This is a genomic window from Streptomyces sp. NPDC048639, from assembly GCF_043199075.1.
Lineage (GTDB): Bacteria > Actinomycetota > Actinomycetes > Streptomycetales > Streptomycetaceae > Streptomyces.
Genome location: NZ_JBICVP010000005.1, coordinates 348,643 through 374,160, shown reverse-complemented (window position 1 = coordinate 374,160; position 25,518 = coordinate 348,643). Strand labels below are relative to the sequence as shown.

The 25,518-nt window shown below is 71.6% G+C and carries 22 protein-coding genes; 11 read left to right on the top strand and 11 right to left on the bottom strand.

Going from position 1 to position 25,518, the window contains the following annotated elements; genetic code table 11:
• Window positions 1–80: 80 nt before the first annotated feature.
• Together ACGFNH_RS16485 and ACGFNH_RS16480 are read right to left on the bottom strand one after the other, a co-directional pair.
• Window positions 81–308, bottom strand: a complete 228-nt coding sequence (locus ACGFNH_RS16485; RefSeq protein ID WP_393654174.1) for a DUF6480 family protein — start codon at window positions 306–308, stop codon at window positions 81–83.
• Between the two features lie 174 nt (window positions 309–482).
• Complete coding sequence (locus tag ACGFNH_RS16480) at window positions 483–761, bottom strand: DUF6343 family protein (RefSeq protein WP_393654485.1); 279 nt, start codon at window positions 759–761, stop codon at window positions 483–485.
• 358 nt (window positions 762–1,119) lie between these two features.
• On the opposite strand from ACGFNH_RS16480, the gene ACGFNH_RS16475 reads away from it, so the two are divergent.
• Together ACGFNH_RS16475 and ACGFNH_RS16470 are read left to right on the top strand one after the other, a co-directional pair.
• Window positions 1,120–3,393 (top strand): hypothetical protein, encoded by a 2,274-nt coding sequence (locus tag ACGFNH_RS16475; protein WP_393654172.1) that lies wholly within the window; start codon window positions 1,120–1,122, stop codon window positions 3,391–3,393.
• Window positions 3,390–4,595, top strand: coding sequence for a CapA family protein (locus ACGFNH_RS16470; RefSeq protein WP_393654170.1), 1,206 nt, complete (start codon window positions 3,390–3,392; stop codon window positions 4,593–4,595). Before ACGFNH_RS16475 ends, ACGFNH_RS16470 begins: the two co-directional genes overlap by 4 nt.
• A 37-nt stretch (window positions 4,596–4,632) precedes the next feature.
• Here the strand turns inward: ACGFNH_RS16470 and ACGFNH_RS16465 are convergent, their stop codons facing one another.
• Window positions 4,633–7,056 carry a GH92 family glycosyl hydrolase gene (locus ACGFNH_RS16465; RefSeq protein ID WP_393654168.1) on the bottom strand — a complete coding sequence of 808 codons (2,424 nt, stop codon included), beginning with the start codon at window positions 7,054–7,056 and terminating at the stop codon, window positions 4,633–4,635.
• A gap of 259 nt (window positions 7,057–7,315) precedes the next feature.
• Between ACGFNH_RS16465 and ACGFNH_RS16460 the strand changes: the two genes are divergently transcribed.
• Both ACGFNH_RS16460 and ACGFNH_RS16455 read left to right on the top strand, forming a co-directional pair.
• Window positions 7,316–8,623, top strand: a complete 1,308-nt coding sequence (locus ACGFNH_RS16460; protein WP_393654166.1) for an NAD(P)/FAD-dependent oxidoreductase — start codon at window positions 7,316–7,318, stop codon at window positions 8,621–8,623.
• A gap of 154 nt (window positions 8,624–8,777) precedes the next feature.
• Window positions 8,778–9,644: an Fpg/Nei family DNA glycosylase gene (locus tag ACGFNH_RS16455; protein ID WP_393654164.1), complete on the top strand. Its 867-nt coding sequence runs from the start codon at window positions 8,778–8,780 to the stop codon at window positions 9,642–9,644.
• 46 nt (window positions 9,645–9,690) lie between these two features.
• On the opposite strand, the gene ACGFNH_RS16450 is transcribed toward ACGFNH_RS16455, so the two are convergent.
• Window positions 9,691–11,187: an amino acid permease gene (locus ACGFNH_RS16450; protein WP_393654162.1), complete on the bottom strand. Its 1,497-nt coding sequence runs from the start codon at window positions 11,185–11,187 to the stop codon at window positions 9,691–9,693.
• A gap of 256 nt (window positions 11,188–11,443) precedes the next feature.
• On the opposite strand from ACGFNH_RS16450, the gene ACGFNH_RS16445 reads away from it, so the two are divergent.
• Complete coding sequence (locus tag ACGFNH_RS16445) at window positions 11,444–12,244, top strand: CAP domain-containing protein (RefSeq protein ID WP_393654160.1); 801 nt, start codon at window positions 11,444–11,446, stop codon at window positions 12,242–12,244.
• A gap of 308 nt (window positions 12,245–12,552) precedes the next feature.
• Here ACGFNH_RS16445 and ACGFNH_RS16440 read toward each other — a convergent pair whose 3' ends face one another.
• The 4 genes from ACGFNH_RS16440 to ACGFNH_RS16425 all read right to left on the bottom strand — a co-directional run bounded on the left by ACGFNH_RS16440 (window position 12,553) and on the right by ACGFNH_RS16425 (window position 16,178).
• A complete protein-coding gene (locus ACGFNH_RS16440) occupies window positions 12,553–13,956 on the bottom strand; it encodes a sensor histidine kinase (RefSeq protein WP_393654158.1) in 1,404 nt (467 codons plus the stop codon).
• Window positions 13,953–14,693 carry a response regulator transcription factor gene (locus tag ACGFNH_RS16435; RefSeq protein ID WP_393654156.1) on the bottom strand — a complete coding sequence of 247 codons (741 nt, stop codon included), beginning with the start codon at window positions 14,691–14,693 and terminating at the stop codon, window positions 13,953–13,955. Before ACGFNH_RS16435 ends, ACGFNH_RS16440 begins: the two co-directional genes overlap by 4 nt.
• A 53-nt stretch (window positions 14,694–14,746) precedes the next feature.
• A complete protein-coding gene (locus ACGFNH_RS16430) occupies window positions 14,747–15,244 on the bottom strand; it encodes a hypothetical protein (protein ID WP_393654154.1) in 498 nt (165 codons plus the stop codon).
• A 163-nt stretch (window positions 15,245–15,407) separates the two neighbouring features.
• A complete protein-coding gene (locus ACGFNH_RS16425; RefSeq protein ID WP_393654152.1) occupies window positions 15,408–16,178 on the bottom strand; it encodes a hypothetical protein in 771 nt (256 codons plus the stop codon).
• A 1,101-nt stretch (window positions 16,179–17,279) separates the two neighbouring features.
• Between ACGFNH_RS16425 and ACGFNH_RS16420 the strand changes: the two genes are divergently transcribed.
• From ACGFNH_RS16420 to ACGFNH_RS16410, 3 genes are read left to right on the top strand one after another with little or no spacing between them, the layout of a single operon-like run.
• Entirely contained in the window at window positions 17,280–18,092 is an 813-nt protein-coding gene (locus ACGFNH_RS16420; protein WP_393654150.1) for an SAM-dependent methyltransferase, read from the top strand.
• Window positions 18,089–20,263 carry a putative bifunctional diguanylate cyclase/phosphodiesterase gene (locus tag ACGFNH_RS16415; protein WP_393654148.1) on the top strand — a complete coding sequence of 725 codons (2,175 nt, stop codon included), beginning with the start codon at window positions 18,089–18,091 and terminating at the stop codon, window positions 20,261–20,263. Before ACGFNH_RS16420 ends, ACGFNH_RS16415 begins: the two co-directional genes overlap by 4 nt.
• Entirely contained in the window at window positions 20,260–20,760 is a 501-nt protein-coding gene (locus ACGFNH_RS16410; RefSeq protein ID WP_393654146.1) for an HAD family acid phosphatase, read from the top strand. Before ACGFNH_RS16415 ends, ACGFNH_RS16410 begins: the two co-directional genes overlap by 4 nt.
• Before the next feature lie 72 nt (window positions 20,761–20,832).
• Here the strand turns inward: ACGFNH_RS16410 and ACGFNH_RS16405 are convergent, their stop codons facing one another.
• Together ACGFNH_RS16405 and ACGFNH_RS16400 are read right to left on the bottom strand one after the other, a co-directional pair.
• Window positions 20,833–21,861, bottom strand: a complete 1,029-nt coding sequence (locus ACGFNH_RS16405; protein WP_393654145.1) for a rod shape-determining protein — start codon at window positions 21,859–21,861, stop codon at window positions 20,833–20,835.
• A 330-nt stretch (window positions 21,862–22,191) separates the two neighbouring features.
• Window positions 22,192–22,410: a dodecin gene (locus ACGFNH_RS16400; protein WP_393654143.1), complete on the bottom strand. Its 219-nt coding sequence runs from the start codon at window positions 22,408–22,410 to the stop codon at window positions 22,192–22,194.
• A 137-nt stretch (window positions 22,411–22,547) separates the two neighbouring features.
• On the opposite strand from ACGFNH_RS16400, the gene ACGFNH_RS16395 reads away from it, so the two are divergent.
• From ACGFNH_RS16395 to ACGFNH_RS16385, 3 genes are all read left to right on the top strand, one after another.
• On the top strand, window positions 22,548–23,324 hold the full coding sequence (locus ACGFNH_RS16395; RefSeq protein WP_393654141.1) for a GNAT family N-acetyltransferase: 777 nt from the start codon (window positions 22,548–22,550) through the stop codon (window positions 23,322–23,324).
• Window positions 23,321–24,364, top strand: coding sequence for a lysophospholipid acyltransferase family protein (locus tag ACGFNH_RS16390; RefSeq protein ID WP_393654139.1), 1,044 nt, complete (start codon window positions 23,321–23,323; stop codon window positions 24,362–24,364). Before ACGFNH_RS16395 ends, ACGFNH_RS16390 begins: the two co-directional genes overlap by 4 nt.
• Window positions 24,365–24,489: 125 nt before the next feature.
• Entirely contained in the window at window positions 24,490–24,858 is a 369-nt protein-coding gene (locus ACGFNH_RS16385; RefSeq protein WP_393654137.1) for a DUF427 domain-containing protein, read from the top strand.
• A 54-nt stretch (window positions 24,859–24,912) separates the two neighbouring features.
• On the opposite strand, the gene ACGFNH_RS16380 is transcribed toward ACGFNH_RS16385, so the two are convergent.
• Complete coding sequence (locus ACGFNH_RS16380) at window positions 24,913–25,479, bottom strand: nucleoside deaminase (RefSeq protein WP_393654135.1); 567 nt, start codon at window positions 25,477–25,479, stop codon at window positions 24,913–24,915.
• Between the last annotated feature and the right edge of the window lie 39 nt (window positions 25,480–25,518).

The following is a 25,518-nucleotide window of genomic DNA, read 5'->3' as shown; positions in this document are numbered from 1 at the left end:
CGGAGACACGTCCGCCGCAGGCCCGCGAAGAGACACCGCCGGACGCCCGCGACAGACCTCGGAGCCCGGGGCCCGCAGGGTCAGCGCGTGACGTAGCCGACGACGTAGAACACCGCGAAGAGCATGACCACGATCATCAGGAGGATCAGTGGCACCGCGCCCCAGCCGCGGGGCGGGTTGTAGGTCTCCTGCGGACCGGCACCCGACAGGCCGCCTTCTCCCGGAGGCGTCTCCCCGGGCGGCACACCGCCCGACTCGGGCACACCGGGTACGGTCCGCTCCTCCGTCTCGGCACGTTTCTCTGTCATGGCTGACGAGTGGGCAGCCGGCGCCGTTTCACACCTCCCGGGCGGCCAGGAATCGTCCGGCCCCTGTGCCGTACGGATCTCCGGCCGGTGCCGCACACCCCGTACCGGTCACAGGACGCGGAGTCCTGACGCACGCCTGCGAACACGACCCCTACGGCCCGAGCTGCATCTGTGTCAGTGGCGTCGGCCGCGCTCGCGCCTGAGCCGGTGCTTCACGACCATCAGATCCGTCAGCGCCAGCAGGGAGAGCACGGCGCAGACGATCGCGATCGCCCCGAGCGCGCCCGAGCTGGGTGTGGAGCCCGCATCGGACTTGCCCGCCCAGATCGCGAAGAGGACGGCACCGGCCAGGAACAGCGGCGTGTAGATCACGGACAGCAGTTTCCGCAGCCCCAGCGCGCTGCGCGCCATCGCGGGTTCCGTGCCGGTGCGCGGGTGCCTGCGTCCGTGGATGCCCGAACGCGACCGGGGTACCGGGGCTCCCGGGTCCTCGGGAAAGTCCGGGGCGGCAGGGGCCCCGGGAACGGCCGGAGCACCGAGGCCCTGCTTCGGATTCTCCGGGGCAGCCCGACCTGATTCGTGACTGTCGTCCCGCATGGCGTCCTCCCCTCATGGGGCACACACCTGCTCCTTCCAGGGTAGGCCGCGGCCGCTTCACGCGGCGGAACGACTGCTCCCGCCCCCGTACGCCCACGGCGCACCCCCGCCACAGCGGGGCTCCCGCTCCTCACCCGCTTGGGGCCCCGCGGCTGGCCGCGCTCGGGGCCACCTCCCAAGGTCGGAGAGGGGGGAAGCGAGCGAAGAGAGGACCATGAGCCGCACGCGGATACCGGCTCCGGCCGGCAGCACGGCGCTCTCCCGCCAGTCGTGGCGGCGCAGGGCGGTCTGCTGGCTGGCGTTCCTCTCCGTCGTGGTCTCGACGGTCGCGCTCGCCGCCGCCGCCACCGCCCGCAGCACCGCGCTCAATCCGGCCTACTACGAAGAGGTCCTGGACGAGCAGCGCGCGTACGACCGGCTCTACGACGAAGTGCTCGTCGACCCGCAGTCCTCGGAGGCCACCGGCCACATCCTGGCCCGCCTCCCGGTGCCGCAGGGCATCGTCACCTCCAACATCAAGAACGTTCTGCCGCCCGAGGCCGTACGCGCCCTGGCCGAGCAGCAGATCGGCAACGCGGTCGGCTATCTGCGCGGGGACCGGCCCGCGCTGCGGCTGACCGCCGACCTCCGACCGGTTCTGGCCAACTTCGAGGACCTGATCCGGATCTACTTCGGCGACCTGATCGCCGCGGTGGACGAGTGGCCCGCGGACGACGTCGACGCCGCCGCGGCCGGGCTGCGGGGAACGGCGGACGCCCTCCCCGCCGCGCCGGTCCGGCAGGCGGCCGCCTTCCCCGCCCTCCCCGCAGGGGTCATCGCGCCACAGGACGTGCCCGCTGCCGCCGAAGCGCTGCTGTCGTTCCTCCCCGACACCGCCCGGGAGCGGCTGCGGCCCGGCCTCACCGCGGCCCTCGGCGGCGAGGGCCGGCCGGCCCCGACGCTCGCGGGCCCGCCGTCCGACGGCCGCTTCGCGTCCGGGAATGTGGTCCTCCACCGGGAGGGGACCCGCTGGCAGGTCGTCGCCGACCTGGAGGACCAGGACCGGGACGGCGTCGCCCTGGTCCGCAAGGCGCGTTCGATCGCCCGGCTGGGCCTCGGCCCCGTACAGACCGCGGCCGTGATCCTGGGAGTGGCCGGACTGCTCGCGCTCTGGGCCGCCGTGCCCGGCACCTACGCCCGGCGGCTGACCGCCCTCGGCGCGGCGACAACCGCCGGCGGGGTCCTGGCCGCGGCTGCCGCCGGCGCCGGCCGGATCGTCGCGGCCCGGGCCATGCCCGCGCCCTCCGCCTCCTGGCCGCCGTCGCTGGCCCGGCTCGTGGAGGATGTGCAGACCACGGCCGCCGACCGGCTCCTCCAGGCGGGGCTGCTGGCGGCGCTGGTCCCGGTGACGGCCGGTCTGCTGGCCGCGGGTACCGGGCTGTTGTGGCGTACCGCGGGCAGGCGCAGCGCAGCCGGAACACCCGTCTCACGCCCCGCACGCGCATGGGCCGTGACCGCCGGGGTCGCCGTGATCGCCACGGCGGGCGCGGCGCTCGCGCCCACCACGGTGGGCGGCACGCCCCGGCGCTGCCAGGGCTCGGCCGCCTTCTGCGCCCTGCGCTACGACGAGGTGGCCCAACTGGCCGCGCACAACGCCATGTCCACCACCGAGGACCGGTTCATCGGCCCGCTCCAGGACCTCGGGATCACGGCCCAGCTCGACGCGGGCGTACGGGCGTTGCTCGTCGACACCCACACCTGGGAGACCCCCGAGGATGTGACCGGGCGCATCAACGCCTCCGGCTTCCGCGACCGCGTCCCGGCCTCGGACGCCGCACTGACCCGGTTCGTCCGCCGGGCCGGCCCGGCGCGCGACGGAGTGTGGCTGTGCCACTCGATGTGCGGGGGCGGCGCGGTCGCGCTGGTCCCCACCCTCCGCAAGGTCGGGGCATGGATGCGGGCCCACCCCACCGAGGTCGTCACCCTGATCGTGCAGGACGGCGTCAGCGGCGAGGAGACCGTACGGGCCTTCCGCGAGGCGGGTCTGGAGGACCTGCTGTACACGCCCGACGCGGACCCCGGCCGGCCCTGGCCGACGCTGGGCGAAATGGTGCGCAGCGACCGGCGGCTGGTCGTCTTCGCCGAGCAGGCCGACGGCCCGGCCCCCTGGTACCGCAACTTCTACCGGTACGCGATGGAGACCCCGTTCGCCTTCCGCAGCCCGCAGGAGATGAGTTGCGCGCCCCACCGGGGCGGCGATGGCAAACGACTGTTCCTGCTCAACCACTTCGTCACCCGTGACGGCGGCAGCCGCCTGGGCGCCGGCCAGGTCAACAGCCGCGAACGGGTCCTGGAACGCGCCCTGGCCTGCGAGCGCGAACGCGGCAGACCGGTCACCTTCGTCGCCGTCGACTACACGACGATCGGTGACGCCAAGGGAGCCGTGGACGCCCTCAACGCCGCCCGCTCGTCCCGGGAGAGGAACGGACACGAGGAGAGCCGACCATGAGCACGGGACACAGACTCCGCCCGACCCGGCTTCGCCGGAGACGTTTCCGCGGCACGGCGCTGGCCGTCGGCTGCGCCCTGCTCGGGGCCCTCGCGGCCTGTACGGGCACGCAGGCCACCTCGTCGCTCACCGGAGTCGACCGGACGACGCCGCCGCGCAAGGCCGGACCCCAGCGCGGCTTCACCCTGGTGGCCAGTGGCGACGTCATCCCGTATCCGACGATCATGAGTCAGGCCCAGCAGGACGCCGGGGGCAGTGGACACGACTTCCGGAAGCTGTTCGCCGGGGTCCGTCCCGTCATCTCGGCCGCGGACGTGGCGATATGCCATATGGAGACCCCGTACGGCGAACCGGGCGGCCCCTTCACCGGCTACCCGATGTTCCTCTCGCCGCCTCAAGTGGCGGTGGCGCTCAAGGAGACGGGCTACGACTCCTGCTCGACCGCCTCCAACCACACGCTGGACGCCGGAGCCGACGGCGTGCACCGTCAGCTCGACGCCCTGGACAAGGCGGGGCTGGGCCACGTGGGTTCGGCCCGCTCGGCCGCCGAGGCCGGGAAGCCCGTCCTCCTTCGCGCGGGCACCGCGAAGGTCGCCCAGCTCTCGTACACCTACGGCACCAACGGCATCCCCCTCCCCAAGGGCAAGCCGTGGATCGTCAACCGCATCGACCCGGGCCGGATCGTCGCCGACGCGCGCGCGGCCCGCAGAGCCGGAGCGGACGTGGTCGTGCTCAGCCTGCACTGGGGCACCGAGTGGCAGGAGGAGCCCGACGCGATGCAGCGGGACCTCGCCGACCGGCTCACCCGCTCGCGCTCCGCGGGCCGCGCCGACATCGACCTCCTCATCGGCACGCACAACCACGTGCCGCAGGCCTACGAGAAGGTCAACGGCACCTGGGTCGTCCACGGCCTCGGCGACCAGGTCGCCGGTGTCATGCAGGACCCGCGGGGCAACCACGGTTCCATCGCCCGCTTCCGCTTCGAGCCGCCGCGGCGGGAGGGTGAGCGCTGGGCGGTGACCAAGGCCGAGTTCATCCCGCAGATGACCGACCGCGGACCGCCGTGGCGGGTCGTCAACCTGGGCAAGGCGCTGCGCGGCGACCCCGGCCGGGAGGACTACCGGAAGGTGCGGGACTCCATCCGGGAGGCCGTCATGAGCCGCGGGGCGGCCGACGACGGCCTGGTGATGGCCGATCGCTGACCGCCCCGCGGGGGTGGGCCTGCCCGTAGGTGCTGCGCTACGAGCCGGATCTCCGGCCGGCCGCCGCCGGTGACGCGCCGTCAGCCATGGACGGCGGGGCGTCGCCCGCGTGCGTCCCCCACGCCGAGGGTTGCGTACCGGGGCGGAACTCCAGGTCCCGGCCTGCCCTGATGTCCTCCGTGGTGATCCACGTCTTCGTCAGGTCCTTGCCGCCGAGCCGCACGGACTGCACATAGCGCGCCGCGTCACTCGTCCCGGGCGCCGTGATCCGCAGGCGGCCGCTCGGGTACCAGTTCCGGTCCAGCGCCAGGTCGACCTGCTCGAAGGCGGGCGTCGACAGACCCCAGACGTCGGTGCCCGGGAACACCGGGAACACACCCATCGACGACAGCACCATCCAGGACGACATGGTGCCCAGGTCGTCATTGCCGGTGATGCCGTCGGGAGCGTCGGTGAACAGCGACAGCGCGGCGCGCACGACGTCGTTCGTCTTCCCGGGGCTTCCGGTGGCGAGGTAGGTGTACGGCGCGATGAGGTCCGGCTCGTTCTGCGGGTTGTACTTGTCCTGGTTGTAGTAGTCGTACGGGCCGCCCACCCAGACCTCGCGCGCCGTGCCCTCGGGGTCCGTGCGCAGCCGGTCGTAGGCGAAGAAGGTGTCCAGCCGCTGCTCGGTGGCCTCCTTGCCGCCGAGGAGGGACACCAGGCCCGGCAGGTCCTGCGGCACCATCCACAGGTACTGCCACGCCGTGCCCTCGTGGAAGCCCTCGCTCTTCGCGGGGTCCTCGGCGCCGATGAAGACGCCGTCGGCGTCGCGCGGACGGAAGAAGCCGGTGGAGCCGTCGAAGAGATTGCGGTAGCTCTGGCCGCGCGCGGCATAGCGCTCGGCGTCCTTCGTGTGCCCGAGGTCCCGGGCCATCTCGGCGAGCGCGGCGTCCGCGAGCGCGTACTCCAGCGTGGCCGAGCCGCCGTGGTGGAAGTCGGAGTCCCCGATTTTGACCTTCTCGCGGTCGGCGTCGTGGGGGACATAGCCCTCCCGCTGGTAGTGGCTGTTGCCCTCGCGCCCCACGTAGGGGCTGTCCTTCGGCGGGACGCCGTCAGCGTTCTTGCGCAGGGTCCGGTAGACCTCCTCCTCATGGCCCTTCAGCAGTCCCTGCTGGTAGGCGTTGGTGAGGAACGGGGTCACCGGGTCGCCGGTCATGATGTTCGTCTCGGCCGTGCCGTAGCCCCACTTGGGCAGCCAGCCGCCCTGCTCGTCCACCCTGAGCAGCGACAGCGCCATGTCCCGCGACTCCCGCGGGGCGATGAGGGCGAGCAGCTGCGCCTGGGTGCGGTAGGTGTCCCACAGGGACCAGTTCTGGTAGTATGTGAAGCCTTCCGCGCGATGCACCTGCCGGTCCCAGCCGGTGTAGCGGCCGTCCACGTCCTGGCCGGTGTTGGGGTGCAGCAGCGACCGGTAGAGCGCGGAGTAGAACGCGCGCCGCTGATCCTGGCCACCGCCCCGTACGCGGACCTGGCCGAGCCGCTCCTCCCATGCGCGGGTGGCCGCCGTGGCGGCGGCGTCGAAGGACGTCCGCCCCTCGGCTTCCAGGTTCCTGGCCGCGCCGTCCTGGTCGACGTAGCTGATGGCCGTCACGGCCTCCACGTCGCGGTCGCTGCCGGTGGTGTCGAAACGGACGTAGGCGCCGCGGCGCCCCGAGCCCTCGGAGGCGTCGGAGCCCTCGGTGACGCGGGCGCCGTCCCAGGTGCCGTGCGCGGTGAAGGGCCGGTCGAACCGCGTGATGGTGTGGACCGTGTAGGGCTCGCCGCCCTTCCGGCAGAAGCCGTTGCCGGTGACCGTGGCCGCCACCGTGCGGTCGTCGAGGACCGTGACCTGGCTGTCCGTCACCTTGTGCAGCGCCTGGCCGGAGTTGAGGAGGACATTGGCCTTGTCCGTGGCCGGGAAGGTGTAGCGCTGGCGGCCGGTGTGCGCGGTGGCGCTCAGCTCGGCGGTGATGCCGCCGTGGTCGGCGAGGCGGACCTTGTAGCGGCCGGGGGAGGCGCTCTCCTGGTCGTGGCTGAAGCCGGACGCGTAGACGGCGTTGTCGGTGCTGGTGATGTCACCGGTGGTCGGCATGACGGGCAGGTCGCCGCCGATCGCGCAGCCGACCCCGGAGAGGTGGACGGCGGAGAAGCCGCGGATCTGCGAGTCGTTCCAGTCGTAGCCGGTGTTGTGCCCGGTGTCGGGGGAGAGCTGGACCATTCCGAAGGGGACGGCTGCGCCGGGGAAGGTGTTGCCCTCGTCGCGGGTACCGATGAAGGGGTTGACGAGATCGGTCAGGCGCTCGCCGCCGTCGGCGGCATCCGCCGCGGTGGGGGCGGGGCCGCCGAGCGCCGCACCGAGAAGGGCCGCCACGACGGCGGCCCCGGCGGCCAGGCGCATGCGGCTGCGGAGGCCGCTGCGATGGGATGGGATCCATGACATGAAACGGCCTCCACGGGCAGGGGTGTCGGGCACGGAGGACGAACGGGATCGGACAACGTTGTCAGAAGACCGTGTCAGGCTCGCTGCGCCGGGGAGGCAAGTCAAGGATCTTCCGTGCTACGGGAGTTCGAGGCGGATTCGGCTGAGCCGTACGGGGAACCCGGAGCGGCGGAGTGTTCGAAGGCAGCGGCCGAGCGCCGGAACGCCCGGGCCCCGGTGCGCACCGATCGCCGGCCACCGCCCCGTCAAGGGAAGGACCATGACCCGACCGCGCATCGTGATCGTCGGAGCGGGCTTCGCCGGTTACCAGACCGCCCGGACGCTGTCCCGTCTCGCCCGTGGCGCCGCCGAGATCGTCCTGATCAACTCGAACGACTACTTCCTGTACGTGCCGCTGCTGCCCGAGGTGGCGACCGGCATCCTCGAACCCCGCCGGGTGTCCGTCTCGCTCACCGGCACGCTGCCGCACGTCCGATTCATCCTCGGCACCGCCGACCACGTCGACCTCGACGGCCGCCGCGTCGAGCTGACCGACCCCGAGGGCCGCCGCCGCGAGATCACCTACGACCGCCTCGTCCTCGCCGCGGGAAGCGTCAACAAACTGCTTCCCGTGCCAGGCGTCACCCGGCACGCCCACGGCTTCCGCGGCATGCCCGAAGCGCTCTACCTCCGCGACCACATCACACGGCAGATCGAGCTGGCGGGAGCGAGCGACGACCCGGAGGAACGGGCGGCGCGCTGCACCTTCGTCGTCGTCGGCGCCGGGTACACCGGCACCGAAGTGGCAGCGCACGGAAAGCTGTTCACGGACGAGCTGGCCGAGCAGAACGTGGCGCTGCGCCACGAACCGCGCCCGCGGTGGCTGCTGCTCGACGTGGCCCCGCGCGTCCTGCCGGAGCTGGCGGAGCACATGTCGGCGACCGCGTACCGCGTCCTGTGCGGGCGCGGGGTGGAGGTCGCCACCGGCACCTCGGTGAGCGAGGCCGTCGGGGACGGGGTGCATCTCACGGATGGGCGCTTCGTGCCGTCGCGTTCGCTGATCTGGTGCGTCGGCGTCCGCCCGGACCCCCTGGTCGGCGATCTCGGCCTGCCCACGGAGAAGGGCCGGCTGATCGTCGATGAGTACCTCGCCGTACCGGGCCACCCCGAGGTGCTGGCCTGCGGTGACGCGGCGGCCGTGCCCGATCTGACGAAGCCGGGGCAGATCACCCCGATGACGGCGCAGCACGCGAGCCGTCAGGGGAAGACCGCGGCCCGCAACGTCGCCGCCTCCTTCGGGCGGGGAGAGCGTCGCCCCTACATCCACCGCGACCTGGGCTTCGTCGTCGACCTCGGGGGCTTTCAGGCGGCGGCCGACCCGCTGCGGGTGCCGTTGTCCGGGCCGGTGGCCAAGGCGGTGACGCGCGGCTACCACCTGATGGCCATGCCGGGGAACCGGGTGAGGGTCGGGGCCGACTGGCTCCTGGACGCGATCCAGCCGCGCCAGGCCGTACAACTCGGGCTCGTACGGTCCGACGCGGTGCCGCTGGAGAACACGGCGCCGGAGATGCCGGTGTTGCGGCGCTGAGGAGCCGCGGATCCGGGCCGGCGCTCGGAGGCGGAGGAGCTGCGGCGGCACCGGCGGGCCGGGGCGCCCGGGCGGGCAGTCCGAGCTCTCATGCCGGTTCCGCCCCGCGGTCGCTCGCGGGCGGGGTCCGGCCGTCGGCTGGCAGACTGGGAGCATGCCGGAGCTGCCGGAGGTCGAAGCGCTCACCGGGTTCCTGGCCGACCATGTGGTGGGCCGGACGGTCGCCCGGGTGTTCCCCGTGGCCGTGAGCGTGCTCAAGACGTACGACCCGCCGATCGGCGCGCTCGAAGGGCGGGAATTCACCGCTGTGGGCCGCCATGGCAAGTTCCTCGACCTGTCGGCGGGCGATCTGCATCTGGTCGTCCATCTCGCGCGCGCCGGCTGGCTGCAGTGGAAGGAGAACCTTCCCGCCGTACCGCCCCGGCCCGGCAAGGGACCGCTGGCGCTGCGGCTGCGGCTGGCCGAGCCGGAGGGGGCCGGATTCGATCTGACCGAGGCGGGAACCCAGAAGCGCCTCGCGGTGTACCTGGTACGTGACCACGCAGACGTACCGGGAATCGCCCGGCTCGGACCCGACCCGATCTCCGACGGCCTCACCCTGGAGGCCTTCGCCGGCCTGCTCGACGGCGAGCGGCGGCAGATCAAGGGTGTGCTGCGCGACCAGAGCGTCATCGCCGGGATCGGCAACGCGTACTCGGACGAGATCCTGCACGCCGCGAGGATGTCTCCGTTCAAGCTGGCGTCGAGCCTCACCGAGGAGGAGACGGCGGGGCTGTACGACGCCATGGGTTCGACTCTGCGCGAAGCCGTCGAGCGGTCGCGCGGACTCGCCGCCGGAAAGCTCAAGGCGGAGAAGAAGAGCGGCCTGCGGGTGCACGGCCGCAAGGGCCAGCCGTGCCCCGTCTGCGGGGACACCGTCCGCGAGGTGTCCTTCAGCGACTCGGCGCTGCAGTACTGCCCGACATGTCAGACGGGCGGGAAGCCGCTGGCCGACCGGCGGCTGTCCCGGCTGCTCAAGTAGTCCCGCTCGCTCCCGTGGGCCGGCTTGTTCGTCCGCTCCCGTTCACTCAGGTGGTCCCGCGCATCTTCGGCTCGTCGTCGGGGTCCTCGGCCGCGCCGCCGGACCGTCCGGCCTTGGCGAGTTCCGAATTCCGGTACGAGTAGGCGAAGTAGATGACGAGCCCCACCGCGAACCAGACCGCGAAGCGCACCCAGGTCTGCCACTGAAGAAAGGTGATCAGCCAGATCGAGGCGGCCACGCCGATCGCGGGGACGACCGGCATGCCCGGGCACCGGAACTCGCGCGGCAGATCGGGCCGCCGGTAGCGGAGCACGATCACGGCGGTGCAGACGACGGCGAAGGCGAGCAGGATGCCGATGTTCGTCAGCTCCGCGGCCTCACCGATCTCCACGAAGCCGGCGATCCCGGCGGAAGCGACGCCCACGATCCAGGTCACGCGGGTCGGCACATGCCGTGTGGGGTGCGTCTTGGCGAACCAGCGCGGCAGCAGACCGTCCCGGCTCATCGAGAACCACACACGCGTCACGCCGAGCATGAAGGTGAACATCACCGTGAGGATGCCGATGATCGCCCCCACCGCGATCACGTCGGCGATGCCGCTCAGGCCCACGGACTTGAAGGCGGTGGAGAAGCCGCTCTCCGGATCGACCTTCGTGTAGTGCTGCATACCCACCAGAACCAGGCAGGCCAGCACATAGAGCACCATGGAGATGGCGAGCGAGTAGAGGATCGCCTTCGGCATGTGCTTGCGCGCGTCCTTGGACTCCTCGGCCGCGGTGCTCATCGCGTCGAACCCGAAGACGGCGAAGAAGACCGTCGCGGCGCCCGTGAACGCCCCGCTGACGCCGTACGGGAAGAAGGGGCTGTAGTTGTCCGTGGTGATGTGGAAGAAGCCGACGCCGATGACGAGCAGGACCACCAGGACCTTCAGTCCCACGACGATCGTCTCGAAGCGCGCGGCGTTCTTGATGCCGAGATTCAGCAGATAGGCCACGAACAGGCAGAGAACGACGGCGAAGAGGTCCACTTTGTGGCCTTCGCCCGTCCCCGGTGCGCCGAGCATCCAGGCCGGCAGGTCGAGACCCACCTCGCCCAGCAGGAAGCTGAAGTACCCGGAGATGCCGATCGCGACGACCGCGACGATCGCCGTGTACTCCAGCAGCAGGTCCCAGCCGATGAACCAGCCCGCCAGCTCTCCCAGGACCGCATAGCCGTAGGTGTAGGCCGAGCCCGCCCTCGGGATCAGGCCCGCGAACTCGGCGTAGGAGAAGGCGGCGGCGGCCGAGGCGACGCCCGCGATGAGGAACGAGACCAGCACGGCCGGCCCCGCCTTGCCATTGGCCACCGTGCCCGCGAGCGCGAAGATCCCGGCGCCGATGATGCCGCCCACGCCGATGGCGGTGAGCTGCCAGAGACCCAGGGTGCGGGTCAGCCGCTCGCCGGCGGGGCCTTCGGCCTCGTCGATCTGCTCGATCGGCTTGCGGCGCAGTACGCCCTGTCCGTTGCCCGGGCTCCGTCCGGTGGGACCCCCAAGTCCGGCCATGACGCGTCCTCTCCGTAGGCGGATGACGGCGGCTCATGATGGCGGAGGGGGCGTTGGGACGGAAGATGCCGTCCGAGAGCCATTTTTCGGAAAGAGTTTCCCGCATTCCGAAGTGATGTCTGAGCTGAGTCTTATGGGTTCTTGAAGATCTCGTTCGAATGATGATCGGACTCGATCGGGCGCATATCGTCGCTGACGGCGGCCGGACGAGAACCGGAACCCGCTGCACCCCCCAGCCCAACGGAGGACGACCACCATGAGCCCTCGCCACGGCAATGGACGACGCATTGCGTCTCACCGGCGCCGCCGCGAAGGACAGCCGGTCCGTCGTATCGCCCTGACAGCCGGGATCCTCACGGTTGTCGCGGGCGTCGGCACCGGAGTGGCGGTCGTGCAGTCGGGCGGCGACCCGGTGGCCGATGCGTCCACTGCGGATCGCGCCGCTTCCTCGGCGTCCCCCATGGCCGAGGAAGCGGTGCCTCGCACCTCGTCCGGCTCCCCGTCGAAGTCCAAGAGCTCGACCCCCAAGCGCAAGAAGACCTCTACGAAGGCGAGCCCGCGCCGTACGGCCGAGCAGCAGGCGAAGAAGCGGACGACGGAGACGGCGGCCGACCGCAGCTCGAAGGAGACGACCCGCAGCGCTCCGGCGCCGCGCACGTCGACCCCCGCCGCGACCGGCGACGCCGCCCGGATCGTGCAACTGGTCAACCAGGAGCGGGCGCAGGCGGGTTGCAGCCCGCTCAAGGCCAACACGAAGCTCAACGCCGCCGCGCAGAAGTTCACCGACGCCATGGCGCGCGCCGGCAACCTCTCCCACACCGGCCCGGACGGCTCGCAGGTGCAGGACCGTGTGGAGCGCGAGGGCTACGCCTGGTCCGCGGTCGGCGAGAACATCGCCCAGGGGCAGAACAGCCCCGAAGAGGTCATGAAGTCCTGGATGAACAGCCAGGGCCACCGCGACAACATCCTCAACTGCTCGTTCCGCGAGATAGGCATCGGCATCAACGAGGGCAACAACGGCCCTTGGTGGACCCAGGACTTCGGTACCTCTCGCTGACGACCGATCCGATTCGGCAGGGCTGAATCGGATCGCCGGGTTTCCCCGCGGTTCCTCGCGGTTCCTCGCGGTTGCACGTACAGCGCGGTGCCTGTCCGCTCGCCCTCCGGTCTCCAGGGTCTCGCCCCCGGTCTCCAGGGCCCCCCTTCGCCGGGCCGCCGGCCCTTGAACGGCCGGCCGCCCGAGCAACCCGGGTGCGGCACGGCCGCGGCTCACGGCATCGCGGCCGGCCTCCCGCCTCCCGGGTACCCCCGCATCCCGCCTCCGTCCCAACGCCCAACGCCCAACGCCCCGATGCGCGCCGGGACTCAGGACCGCTGGGCCGACTTCCTGGCCCGTCGTGCGGCGCGCACCGGGCCGCGCTTCCGCTCCGCGTCCAGCCCCAGCATCACCCGTACCTGCGCGCCGCCCATGGGTCCGCGTGCGATCGCGACCTCTCCGCGGGTGGCTCGGGCCGCGCGGTGCGCGATGTCCAGTCCGAGACCGGTCGAACCGCCCACGCTGACCCCCCGCGCCATCGCCAGGTCGGGGTCCTCGATGCCGGGACCGGCGTCGTCCACCGAGAGCACCACGGTCTGAGCGGTTCGCTCGACGCGTACGGTGAACGCCGTTCCCTGGGGAGTGTGCTGGAAGACGTTGCCGATCAAGGCGTCGACGACGGCCGCGAGATCGTCCTGCGGCAGCCGGACGGCCGTCGCCTCCGACGTGGCGATCAGCCGGCAGTCCCGGCCCTGCTGGGCGGCCAGCACCGACCAGAACTCCACGCGACCCCGGACCACCTCCGAGACCTCGCACCGCTGCTGCTCGGGCCCTCCCGCGATGTCGGCCGGGCGCCCGGGCTCCTTGAACGCGTCGCTGACTCCGCCCAGCGGCCCCACGGCCAGTGGTGTGCGCGCCGCGGAGATGATCGAGTCGAGTTCGCTCTCGAGATTGGTGATCGCGGCGTTGAGGCGCTCGGCGCCCGGCGCCGATCCCATCCGCTCCGCCTCCAGGTGCAGTGCCGTCAGCGGGGTGCGGAGCCGGTGCGAGAGGTCGGCCACCAGCTCGCGCTCCATCGCCAGCAGCTGGACGACGCGGTCGGCCATCGAGTTGAACGCGCGTCCGGCCTCCGCCAGCTCGGGCGGGCCGGCCGGGTGGACCCGTACGCCCAGGTCGCCCGAGCCCAGGGCGTTGGATGCCCGGGAGAGGCCCTGGGAGGAGCGCACGACGCGGGCGCCCAGCCGGTCGGCGACCAGCACGGAACCGGCCACCAGCCCCAGCGCCAGTACGGACATCACGACCCACGACAGCGTCACGCCCCGGTCGAGGTCCTCCTGCGGCACGAAGGACTCCACGACGGCCACCCGGTTCTCGGCGAGGATCACGGGCTGGAGGTAGACCCGTCCGGCCGGGGTGGACAAGGCGAGGGTCTCGCGCTCGCGCTCCGCCCGGTTGAGGCCCTGCGGCGGCGCGTGCTCCGCGCCGATGACATCGCCGTCCGGCAGATGCACGCCCAGCCGGTCCCCGGCGTCCAGGCCGGAGACGGCCTGCTGGACGTCGGAGGGGCGGGTGGTGAGGGCGAGTACGGGAGCGAGTGCGGCGGCACGCTGCTCGGCCTCGGTCGTCGCGCGGCTCCGCGCCTCGGACTGGACAAGAAGGGCGAGAGGTATCAGAAAGGACAGCGCCACCATGGACGTGACCGCGAGCGCGACCCCCGCGAGTGCGCGTCTCATCGCGGTGCCACCAGCTTGATGCCGATCCCTCGCACCGTGTGCAAGTACCGCGGCTGTGCTGCCCTTTCGCCCAGTTTGCGACGAAGTGCCGAGAGATGGACGTCGATGGTCTGATCCTCCACGTACGGCTGGCGCCATACGTCCGCCAGGATCCGCCGCCGGGACACCACCTGGTCCGCATGGGCGGCCAGATAGGCCAGCAGGTCGAACTCGCGCCGGGTCAGCCGCAGCTCCCGCCCGGCCAGATGCGCCGTCCTGGCCGCGGCGTCGACCTCCAGGTCCCCGACCTGGATGACGCGCGGTGCCGCCGGTATCGCGCCGTTCTGGGCCGCGCTCGCCCCTTCCGCGCCCGGCGGGAACTGTGCGGCCGAGCGCGCCGACGTACGCCGCAGCACCGCCCCCAGGCGGGCGGCGAGCTGCCCGCCGGAGAACGGCTTCACCACGTAATCGTCCGCGCCCGCATTCAGCAGTTTGATCACTTGCGCGTCGTCGTCCCTGGCGGTGGCGACCACCACGGGCACCTGTGAGATACCTCGCAGCATGCGGAGCACATCCGTCCCGTCCAGGTCCGGCAGCCCGAGGTCGAGCACCACGACGTCCGGAGGACGCTGGGTGACCTCGCGCAATGCCTCGAAGCCGTGCGAGGCGCTGTGCACCACATGCCCGTGCGCGGAGAGCACTTCGATCAGTGCGCTCCGGATCACGGGGTCGTCTTCGACGAGAAGCACGGATGCCATGGCGCAGCACGGTAGCTGGTCCGACACTATGGTGTCGTGCCTCGCTCTCTGCGCTACCTGCTCATATGGATCTCGTGCACCGCCGTCAGCGTGACGGCGGTGATACTCACGGTGCATTTCGTGGTGGGGTCGACCAAGCCGACCCCGCCGGTGGCCCGCTCCGCGCCGACCGTGTTCTCCTCGCCCTCCGAGCAGGCCCGCAAGTCCAGCAGACCGGCGAAGCCGAGCCCCTCGGCGACCAGTCGTGCCCCGACGCGCAAGCCGAGTCCCAAGCCGACGCCCTCCCGTACGTCGCACGCGCCCTCCCCGACGAAGCCGTCGCCGTCCGAGAGCCCGACGGCGACGCAGTCGCCGGCGAACTGCAACGAGGGCGGTTCGGGTGTGCAGACGATCCAGTCGGCCGGCGGCCAGGCATCGGTCCGATTCGGCGACAACGGTGTCTGCTTCGTCTCCGCGATCCCCACCCAGGGCTTCACCGTCCGGACGTCGCAGACGGAGCCGACGACGCTGCGCGTGATCTTCTCGGGCGACCGCCAGCAGTCGGAGATCATGGCGACGACCGATCCCTACGACCGGGCGGAGGTCACGGAGACTTCCTGGTAGGGCTCTGAGCTCCGCTGCGTCACCGGATGTCCGGCCACGTCGTCGGGACGGTGCGCCGCAAATTCTCTCGTCGGCCTGCCTGCGCGCGCCGGCGGCCGACCCTCGCGCGCGTCAACCACCCCCGCCTGCACCGGGGAAGAGTGCGAGGAAGGGCGCGGCCGAGTCGTGGCCGTCCCGGCCGAGCGGTGCGTCGAAGTTCCAGATGAGGAAGAGCAGGAACGCGATGAGTGCGCTGAAGAGGCCCGCCATCAGCAACTCGCGTCCCGAGCGCCGGATTTGGAGCATGAAGATCATCCCGACCGTGGCCACCGCACCGGCGACCAGTCCGAACCACACCACGCCCGGCATCGTCGCCCCCGCGCTCTCCGCCCTCGCCGTCCGCGCACTGTCCGCCGCCGCCACCTGGTCGACGACGGGCTGGTACGTCTGGCTCTCCAGCTCGGTGCGGGGCACATGGGAGGACACATCGCGCCGCACCACGTCGAGCAGCACGGTGCCGCGCGCGGTGAGTTCGTCGTGCCGGGCCATGTGGGGCCACTCCCGGTCGACCACATGCGTGACGTACGCGTCGACATCGGTGCGGATCTTCTCCCGCGCCTTCTCCGGATAGACCGCGGCCCGCGCACTGACCTCGTGCAGCGCCTGGGCCTCGGTGCGTACGGCGTCCTCGGCCGCGCCGCGCGCCTCCCAGACGCCCGCGATGGCCAGACCGAGCACGATCGCGTAGACCACGCCGATCATCATCGTCATGTATTCGAGGACGTCCGGGGTCTTGGAGGGGTCGTCGTTCTCGCCGACGCGGCGTTGGTTGAGCATCACGATCGCGAGGACGACGACGCACGCGGCCGCCATCGCGACGGTCAGCACCAGCCAAGCGGACATACGGGTTCCTCCGGAGTCGGGTGGTCGGGCCTGGTCAGCGTCGTGAACGGGGACGAAGTGCGGCTGCCGCGAGTACGGCGGGTGCGGTGATGAGCAGTGTGGTGGTCACCACCGAGGACCCTTCCGGCTCCTTGCGGGCCATGACGGGGTGCGCCCGGGGCAGCAAGGGCGTGGGGGACGGCGTGGCAACGGGCTTGTCGGCAGGCGGTCGTGGGCTCGGCCGGGGCGGCTTCGGCGGCGGGGCCGGAGTGGCGCGCGGCGGCGCGGGGCGCGGTGGTGGGGGAGGGGGCCGGGTCGCGGTCGGCGGGGGCGGCGGTGGAGGGGGCGCGGGCTTGGGGCACTTGATCCCGGACACGGCGCCGCCGGGGCCCGCCGACGCCACCATCTCTGGTACGGACCCCTTGCAGAATTCGAATTCGGAGACCGCGCCTCCCGTGGAGGCCGTCACCCGTACTTCGGGGCCGTCCCAAGCGGCGGCGGATTGTTCCACCATCCCCACGGTCAACGCTGCTGCGGCCACCCCGAGTCCTGCGCTCGCGGTGACAACCCCCACCCGGTGCCATGTGCTCACGCGGGAAATCTGCGCAGCGGACGGGGTGTTCACCCGCGGCACCGGGGCAATTCCCCCTGTGTGATGGATCTTCGGCGTGCCGGGTTTGGGAACCGATAGGCGAGCCAGGCCCGTACCGAACGGATGTGCACCCGCTTTACGGTCTCCCCGGTCGCCCGATCCCGCCGTCTTCAGCGCCCATCGGCGCAGGTCCCTCCGGTGGCCCCGGAACCCAACTCCTGGACACCGGGGGGCACTTCGTCCATATGACTCTGAGCACACTTTCGGGGTACCCGGGACAGTGGAGGCTTTGCGGATGCACTTGCCGTGCGTCACCACGTCCAGCGGGAACCGTTGTCTGCGAAGGGGGCGGGAACGGATTCCCGCCCGCCCCGGTGTGCGCGCGGGCGCACATGCCTGTGGTTATTGACGGGAACGGACCGTAGATTTCCGTTTGGTGTTCCCCTGTTCACGGGCGATCAGTAGCCTCAGCTCAGACACCGGCATGCACATGGCCGGACCAACCATGGCAGACGAGCTGGAGAACATTGATGGATCGTCCATCCTGGGCCCCCCAGGGAATCGACCTTTCTGTGCCGAGCGTGTCCCGGATCTACGACTACTACCTGGGCGGCTCGCACAACTTCGAGGTCGACCGGGAAGCCGCGCGCAAGGCGATCGAGATCATGCCGGGCCTGCCCAAGATCATGCAAGCGAATCGCGCATTCATGCGGCGCGCCGTGCGCTACGCCGTCGACCACGGCATCACTCAATTCCTCGACATAGGCTCGGGCATACCCACGTTCGGGAACGTCCACGAGGTGACCCAGTCCATCAGCCCGGGCGCCCGCGTCGTGTACGTGGACAACGACCCGGTCGCGGTGGCGCACAGCGGCGCCGTCCTCCAGGGCAATCCCGACGCGGGCATCGTGGCCGCCGATCTGCGCAAGCCGCGGGAGATCCTCGACAACCCCGAGGTGGCACGCCTCCTCGACCTCGGCAAGCCCGTGGCCCTGCTCCTCGTGGCAGTCCTCCACTTCCTCCCCGAGGAGGAGGATCCCCAGATCGCCGTCGCCGAGCTGCGCGACGCGCTGGCCCCGGGCAGCCTGCTGGTGCTGACGCACGCCTCGACCGAAGGCGGCCCCATCTCCGAGGAACAGGGCGATCAGGTGCAGGGCGTGTACCGGAAGGCGAGTTCACCGCTCGTCATGCGGTCGCGCGCCCAGGTCGACCGGTTCTTCGACGGATTCGAGTACGTCGAGCCCGGGCTGGTCTCGATGCCGCACTGGCGGCCGGACACCCCGCCCGAGCACGAGGACCCGATGGCCTTCACCGGTTTCGCAGGAGTGGGGCGCAAGGCGTGACCAGACGGCCCTCCGAATCCGGGCAGCCGGACAGAGACGGTCCACGGGACGGGCCCGAGGACCGGCTGCGCCGCTTCGCGAGAATCTGGAGCCGGGCCATCTACCCGGCCACGGCCACGTCCATGACCCGGGCGGAGTTCGAGGACTACCTCATCCCGCTCGCCCGGACCCTGCGCGAGGCGCTCACAGCACGTCCCTTCGACCCGACACCCGCGCTGGACATCGGCACGGCCCTCGTCGCGGCGCACTGCACCGACCCCGGGGCGCTGCCGCGTTCGCTCGGCGTCGTCGACTCCTATCTGGTCCTCTACTGCTCGCCGGGGAACGCGTTTCCGGCCGAGGAGAGCCGCGCCCGCTGCGCGCGTCTGCAGCACGCCATCGCCGCCGGCTTCGCCCAGGCCCTGCGCGAACGGACCCTGATCGAGCAGGAGGCGGTCTCCCGTGCCGCGTTGACCGCGCAGGCCGAGGCCGAGAAGGCGCTGCACGCAAGTGAGGCGCTGTTCCGCGCGGTGTTCGAAGGCGCGGCGATCGGCATCGGGATCGCCGATATGAACGGCGACATCATCGACGTCAACGACGCGCTGACGCAGATGTTCGGCGGCCCCGAGCACCATGTGCGCAGCAAGAAGGTCACCGACTGGGCGCATCCCGAGGACGAGCCGGGCGTGTGGAGCCTCCAGAGCGAGGTGGCGCGAGGCGAACGCGACCACTACCGCGCCGAGAAGCCGTACTACCGCACCGACGGCACCGTGCTGTGGACCAACCTCACGGTGTCGCTTCTGCGGGACCCCTCCGACCGGCCCCAGTACATGCTGGCGCTGATGGAGGACATCACAGAACGGCGGCTGCTGCACGAGCAGTTGCGGTACGAGGCGACGCACGACGCGCTCACCGGACTGCCCAACCGCACGCTCTTCTTCGAGCGTCTGGAGGCGGCCCTGGCCGAACGGGACGGAGAAGCCCGGTTCGGTCTGTGCTACCTCGATCTGGACGGGTTCAAGGCGGTCAACGACAGCCTCGGTCACGCGGTCGGCGACCAGATGCTGGTGGCCGTCGCCGACCGGCTGCAGACCTGCCTGACCTCGCCCGACCAATTGATCGCGCGGATCGGCGGCGACGAGTTCGTGGCCCTGATCGTGGACCCGGAGAGCCAGGACGACGTCACGGCTCTCGCGCACCGGATCCTCGACGCGCTCTCCGAGCCCGTACGGCTCGAAGGCCGGGACCTCCTTGTCCGCGGCAGCATCGGCATCGTCGACGGGCCGGCGGGGGAACTCGGCCCGGAGGAGGTGCTGCGCAGCGCGGACATCACGATGTACCGCGCCAAGGCCGCGGGCGGCAACCGCTACGAGCACGCCGACCCCGAGGCCGACGTGCTGGCCATCACCAAGTACGGGCTGGTCAACAGCCTGCCGATGGCCTTGGAGCGCGGCGAGTTCTTCATCGAGTACCAGCCGCTCGTACGCCTCTGCGACGGGACGGTGCACGGGGCAGAGGCGCTGGTGCGCTGGTGCCATCCGCTGCGTGGAGTGCTCGGCCCCGACCAGTTCATACCTCTGGCCGAGAACACCGGGCTCATCGTGCCTCTCGGCCGCTGGGTGATGGCCGAGGCCGTACGGCAGGCCAGGGACTGGCAGTTCGAGGGCTGCGAGGGGCCGCTGCGGGTCAATGTGAACCTCTCGCCGTTCCAGCTCCGCCACCCCGGTCTCGTCCGCGACACGGTGGAGGTGCTGAAGGAGGCCGGGGTGGAACCCACCGCACTGTGCCTCGAAGTCACCGAGAGCGCGCTGATCGGAGCCGACGAGACCTTACTGCGACCGCTGCGGCAGCTCGCCGATCTGGGCGTCGACATCGCTCTCGACGATTTCGGCACCGGCTACTCCAATCTGTCCAACTTGCGTCGCATGCCCCTGAGTACGCTCAAACTCGACCGGTCGTTCACCCGGGGCATGCAGCACCACCCGGCGGACCCGATCGACGTGAAGATCGTGGAAGGGGTGGTGTCGCTCGCCCATACCCTCGATCTCGCGGTCACCGTGGAGGGTGTCGAAACGGGCGCGCAGGCCGAGCACTTGAAGGTCCTCGGCTGCGACACCGCGCAGGGCTGGTACTACGCCCGCCCCGGGCCGCCCGAGCGGCTGCACGCCCTGTCCCTGGTGGATGCCTCATGACAGCGCAGGGAAGGGCGGGTGTCAGGCCGATCGCCGTCTTCGACCTGGACGGGACCCTCTCCGACACCGGGCACCGGCAGCACTTCCTGGAGCGCAGCCCGCGCGACTGGAACGCCTTCTTCGCCGCGGCGATGCAGGACCCGCCGCTGCCGGAGGGCGTCGAACTGGCCCTGAGCAGCGCCGAGGAGTACGAGGTCGTGTACGTGACGGGGCGGCCCGAGCGGTGCCGCCGCGACACACTGGCGTGGCTGGAGCAACACGGGCTGCCGCGGGGCCGGTTGTTCATGCGGCGCGACAGCGACCGCAGGCCCGCCCGGGCCGTCAAGCCGGAGATCCTGCACGAGCTGGCCCACGGCCGGGAGATCCGCCGGTTCGTGGACGACGACGAGTTGGTCTGCGATGCCGTCGAGCGCGCGGGCTTCCCCGTCGTACGGGCCCGGTGGGCCGCCCCCTCGGCCGCGCTGAGGGACGCGCAGGAGCGCGAAGGCCGTACCTGAACGCGCTGATCCCGGTTCCCCCGCAGGGAACCGGGATCGGTTCGTATCAGGGCCGCAACGGCGCCGGCGCGGTCAGCCCGCGAGCGGATCCAGGTGCAGCGGCCGGACCTTGCCCTCCAGCATCTCTCCCAGTCCCCGAACGGCACAGGTGTCGGGGCGCTCGGCGGTGTGCGCGGGCATCCCGGTCGCCCGGCTGAGCATGGTGTCGAGACCCGGCAGCAGGGCGCTGCCGCCGGCCAGCATGATGCCGCGGTCGGAGAGGTCGGCGACCAGGTCCGGGGGGCAGCGGCGGAGCACTGAGCGGATGCCGTCGAGCACCCCGGTGAGCGGGGTGCCGATGGCCCGCCGTACGCCCGCGGTGTCCACGACCACCGATCTGGCCAGGCCGGTGGTCACGTCCCTGCCGTGCACCTCGGCCCGGTCCGGGGCCTCGTCGGTCGCGTGGAGGACCAGGTGCAGGGGGCGCACCGCGAGGTTGGGCAGCATCAACTCGTGCTCGCTGCGCAGGTGTTCCACCACCGCGTGGTCGATGGAGTTGCCGCCCACCGGGATGGTCTCGGCGGCGACGATCGAACCCAGGGAGAGCACGGCCACCTGGCTGGTCGCCGCTCCGCAGACCACGATCATCGTCGCTTCGGGCTGCTCGACGGGCAGTCCGCATCCCACCGCCGCGCAGATGAGGGTGTCGGCCAGCTCCACGCGCCGGGCGCCCAGTGCCGTGAGCGTCTCGACTGCGGCGCGCTGGGTGAGGGGCTCGCTGTCGTGCGGGGTGCAGGCTGCGATCCGCAGGGTGGGCTTGCGGCGCCATGCCTTGCGGAGCTTGTTGCCGATGAGCTGACGGAGCATCCGCTGCGCCATGTCGATGTCGACGACGGTGCCGCCCGAGATGGGGCGGACGACCCGGATGTGCTCGGGGGTGCGGCCGGTCATCTTCTCGGCCAGTTCGCCGACGGCGAGCAGCGCACCGGTACGGGTGTTCACGGCGGCCACGCTGGGCTCGTCGACGACCAGGCCGGTGCCCTTGAGGTACACCCTGGTCCTGCAGGCACCGAGGTCGACGGCGACCGAGCAACGGCGCAACTGCTCAAGGCTTCCGGGCACGTGAGTCCTCCCCTGAGAGAACGTAGCGGAAGGCGCGGTGGATGACGCCCTTTATCCAGCTTGCCCGCTTTCCTCTTTATATGCCCGATCTCTTGCGCTGCCCGGGCGATGAACACCCCGAACGGCGGAGCCCGCCGAGGCGGATCCCGCGCCGTGTCGCCGGCCGGTGTCCCGAGCCGTGTCCGGACCGATCTCGGCGCCCGTGCCGGGCCGGACCACGCGTCGGGTCCGGACCGATCTCGGCGCCCGTGCCGGGCCGGACCGGGGACCGCCGGGGGCCCGCCCGCGGAGCCGGGCCGCTCCCACGCCCGGCGCCGCGTGCAGCAGCGATTACGCCTCGTTGTCCTCGAGCCGGAAGCCGACCTTCAGGCCCACCTGGAAGTGCTCGATCTCGCCGTCCACGATGTGCCCGCGCATCTGCGTCACCTCGAACCAGTCGAGTTGGCGCAGCGTCTGCGACGCGCGCTTGATCCCGTTGCGGATCGCGGCGTCGATGCCATCCGGCGAGGACCCGACGATCTCGGTGACCCGGTAGGTGTGAGCGGACATGGCCTCTCCCTGGTGACGGGCCCCGACGGGGCCGGTTTCCCTGCTCAGTCCACCGTGCCCCAGCCATTCAGCCACCGCACATCCGCCGAACCCGAAACGGTCACGTCAAGGCCAGCCTGCCCGGCCATCAAGGACCCATGACCACTTCACCGCCCCTGGCCCCCGCCCCACCCTCCGCAGCCGTCCGCCCCCGCTACTCCGTTGCGCTGGCCCGTGACGAGCATGACGTACGGGCCGCCCAGCGCCTGCGCCACGACGTCTTCGCCACGGAGATGGGGGCGCTGCTCGCCACCTCGGAGCCCGGACTGGACGTCGACGCCTTCGACGCGTACTGCGAACACCTGCTCGTGCGCGAGGACAGCACCGGCGCCGTCGTCGGCACCTACCGGCTGCTGCCGCCCGGACGCGCCGCCGTCGCCGGACGGCTCTACTCGGAGTCCGAGTTCGACCTCTCCGCCCTTGCCGGGATCCGCGGCGACCTCGTCGAGGTCGGGCGCTCCTGCGTGCACCCCGACCACCGGGACGGCGCCGTCATCTCCCTCATGTGGGCCGGTATAGCCCGCTACCTCACCGACGCCGGGCACAACTGGCTCGCCGGCTGCTGCTCGATCCCGCTCGCCGACGGCGGCGCTCTCGCTGCGGGCGTATGGGACACCGTCTCCGCCCGGCACCTCTCGCCCGAGGAGTACCGCGTCACCCCGCGCCTGCCCTGGTACCCCGACCGCCTGCCCCGCTCCGGCCGCACCCCGCTGCCGCCGCTGCTCCGCGGCTATCTGCGGCTGGGTGCCTGGGTCTGCGGGGAGCCCGCGCACGACCCGGACTTCGGGGTCGCCGACATGTACGTGCTGCTCTCCCTGCGCCGTACGGACCCGCGCTATCTGCGCCATTTCCTCTCCCTGGCCCCGGCGCCATGACCAGCGTGGGCGTGCCCGCGACGGCGAGAGCGCGCGCGGACGCCGGTCCGGAGCGCGGGCCGGCTGCGAGTCCCTGGCTGCCGCGTGCGCCCTGCACTCCCGAGAGCTGCCTCGCGGACCCCGGGCAGGCCGTCGCGGGCGTGCGCCGGGCGGTCCGGTGGTTCACGGCCGCGACCGTGCTGCTCGTGGGCATCGTGCTCTCGCCGCCGGCCCGGCGCTGTTCCGCGGCCCGTCGGGACCGGCTGACCGCCCGCTGGTGCCGTGCGGTGGTCCTGGCCTTCGGCGTACGGATCGAGGTCATCGGCGGCGAGGGCGACGGGCCGGTACGTGTTCCCGGCGGCGCCCTCGTCGTGGCCAACCACGTCTCGTGGCTGGACGTGCCGCTGCTCGCGTCGGTGCGGCCCGGACGGAATCTCGCCAAGAGCGAGGTCGGCGCGTACCCGGTTCTCGGCCCGCTCGCGGCCAGGGGTGCGACGATCTTCCTGGAACGGGACCGGCTGCGGGCCCTGCCGGGGACGGTCGCCGAGATGGCCGGGGCGCTGCGCGCGGGCTCGACGGTCGTGGCCTTCCCCGAGGGCAGCACCTGGTGCGGCGGTGTGTACGGACGATTCCGGAACGCCGTCTTCCAGGCCGCCCTCGACGCCGGAGCGCCCGTACGGCCCGTCCGGATCCGCTATCGACTGAGGACCCCGGCGGGAACCCGTACGGCCTCCGCAGCCGCCTTCGTCGGCGACGACACCCTGCTCGCCTCGCTGCGGCGGGTCGTGGCCGCCCGGGGCCTGGTGGCCGAGGTGACGGTGCTGCCGCCCCTTCCGCTTGCCGCCCGCCGCGACCGGGGCGCGCTGGCCCGTGCCGCGCAAGTCGCGGTGGCGGGGGAGGAGGCGGCCGGTGGAGTGCCGGCGGGCGAAGCCGGTCCGTACGGGATCCATGCGCCCCTGCACACCTCGCCCACCGCCGCAACCGGGGGCGGGAGTGCCGTCCCACTCGCACGGACCCCGCCGGACCCTGACGAGGGGCGCAACGCCGTCCTTCGCTCCTGACCGAGGCGACATGGTCCGGGCGGAGTCCGGGCGCGCGGAATCAAGGTCCCCGCGGGAACGTTGTACGAGGTACGGCCCGGAGCCGCTCCTGGCTCCCGGGGTCCTCGACGAACCAAGGAGTACCGATGGCAGGCGGACACACCGTTGTAGCGGTTCCCGGCGCGCAGCACGTCACGGTCGAGATCGACGGCCGGGTCGTAGCCGCGTCGGACAGCCCGGTGCTGGTGCACGAGACCGGGATGCCGGTCCGGTACTACCTGCCCCCGCAGGACGTGGCTCTGGAGCTCTTCGAGCCCACCGACACGAGCACCCACTGCCCGTTCAAGGGCGACGCGTCGTACTGGTCCTACCGCGGTGGCGACGGCGCGGTGAAGGCCGACGTGGTGTGGGCCTACCCGGACCCGCGGCCCGGCGTCGAGGCGATCAAGGACCACCTGTGCTTCTACGACACGGAGGCCCGGATCGTCGTCGAGGCCCCCGCCGGCGAGGGGTGACGCCGGGCGGGGCGCCGACGAGGGTCTGCGATTGACGGACAGTCAGGACGAGTCTCAGTACGGGTGCTTGTCCTTCTTGTGCTCCCAGGCGTCGTAGGCCCGCGCGCCCACCTCGGGGTAGAGCTGCTCGACCGTGATGCTGCGTTCACTGGTGGGCCGCTGGAAGTCCTCGTACTGGAAGGCGTCGCTGAACCCGATGTCCTCGGTGGCGTCCCAGTCGCAGCTGTAGTAGACGGCGCCGATCCGCGACCAGTAGATCGCGCTCATGCACATGGGGCAGGGCGCGCCGCTGGTGTAGATCGTGCAGCCCTGCAGCATCCGGGCGCGCTCGGGGACGACGTCGGGGGAGCCCTCGGGGCGAGGTATCAACTCCAGGGTGAATTCGTTCTGATGCTCCTCCGAGACCGAGGGTGCCTCGGGGTTGAGGAGCTGAACCGCCTTGCGGATGGCCTCGACCTCGCCGTGTGCGGTCGGATCGGCGGTCAGCAGCACGCGGTTCTGGCCGCGGGCGATGATCTCGTCGTCCTGGGTGATGACGGACCCGAATGGTCCGCCCCAGCCCTTCTCCACGGATTCGGTGGCCAGCCGCGCCGCCTCTGCCAGGAACTCCTTGTGTCCCATCTCCGTGCCTCCCGTCTGCGCAATGCGCTAGAGGTATTG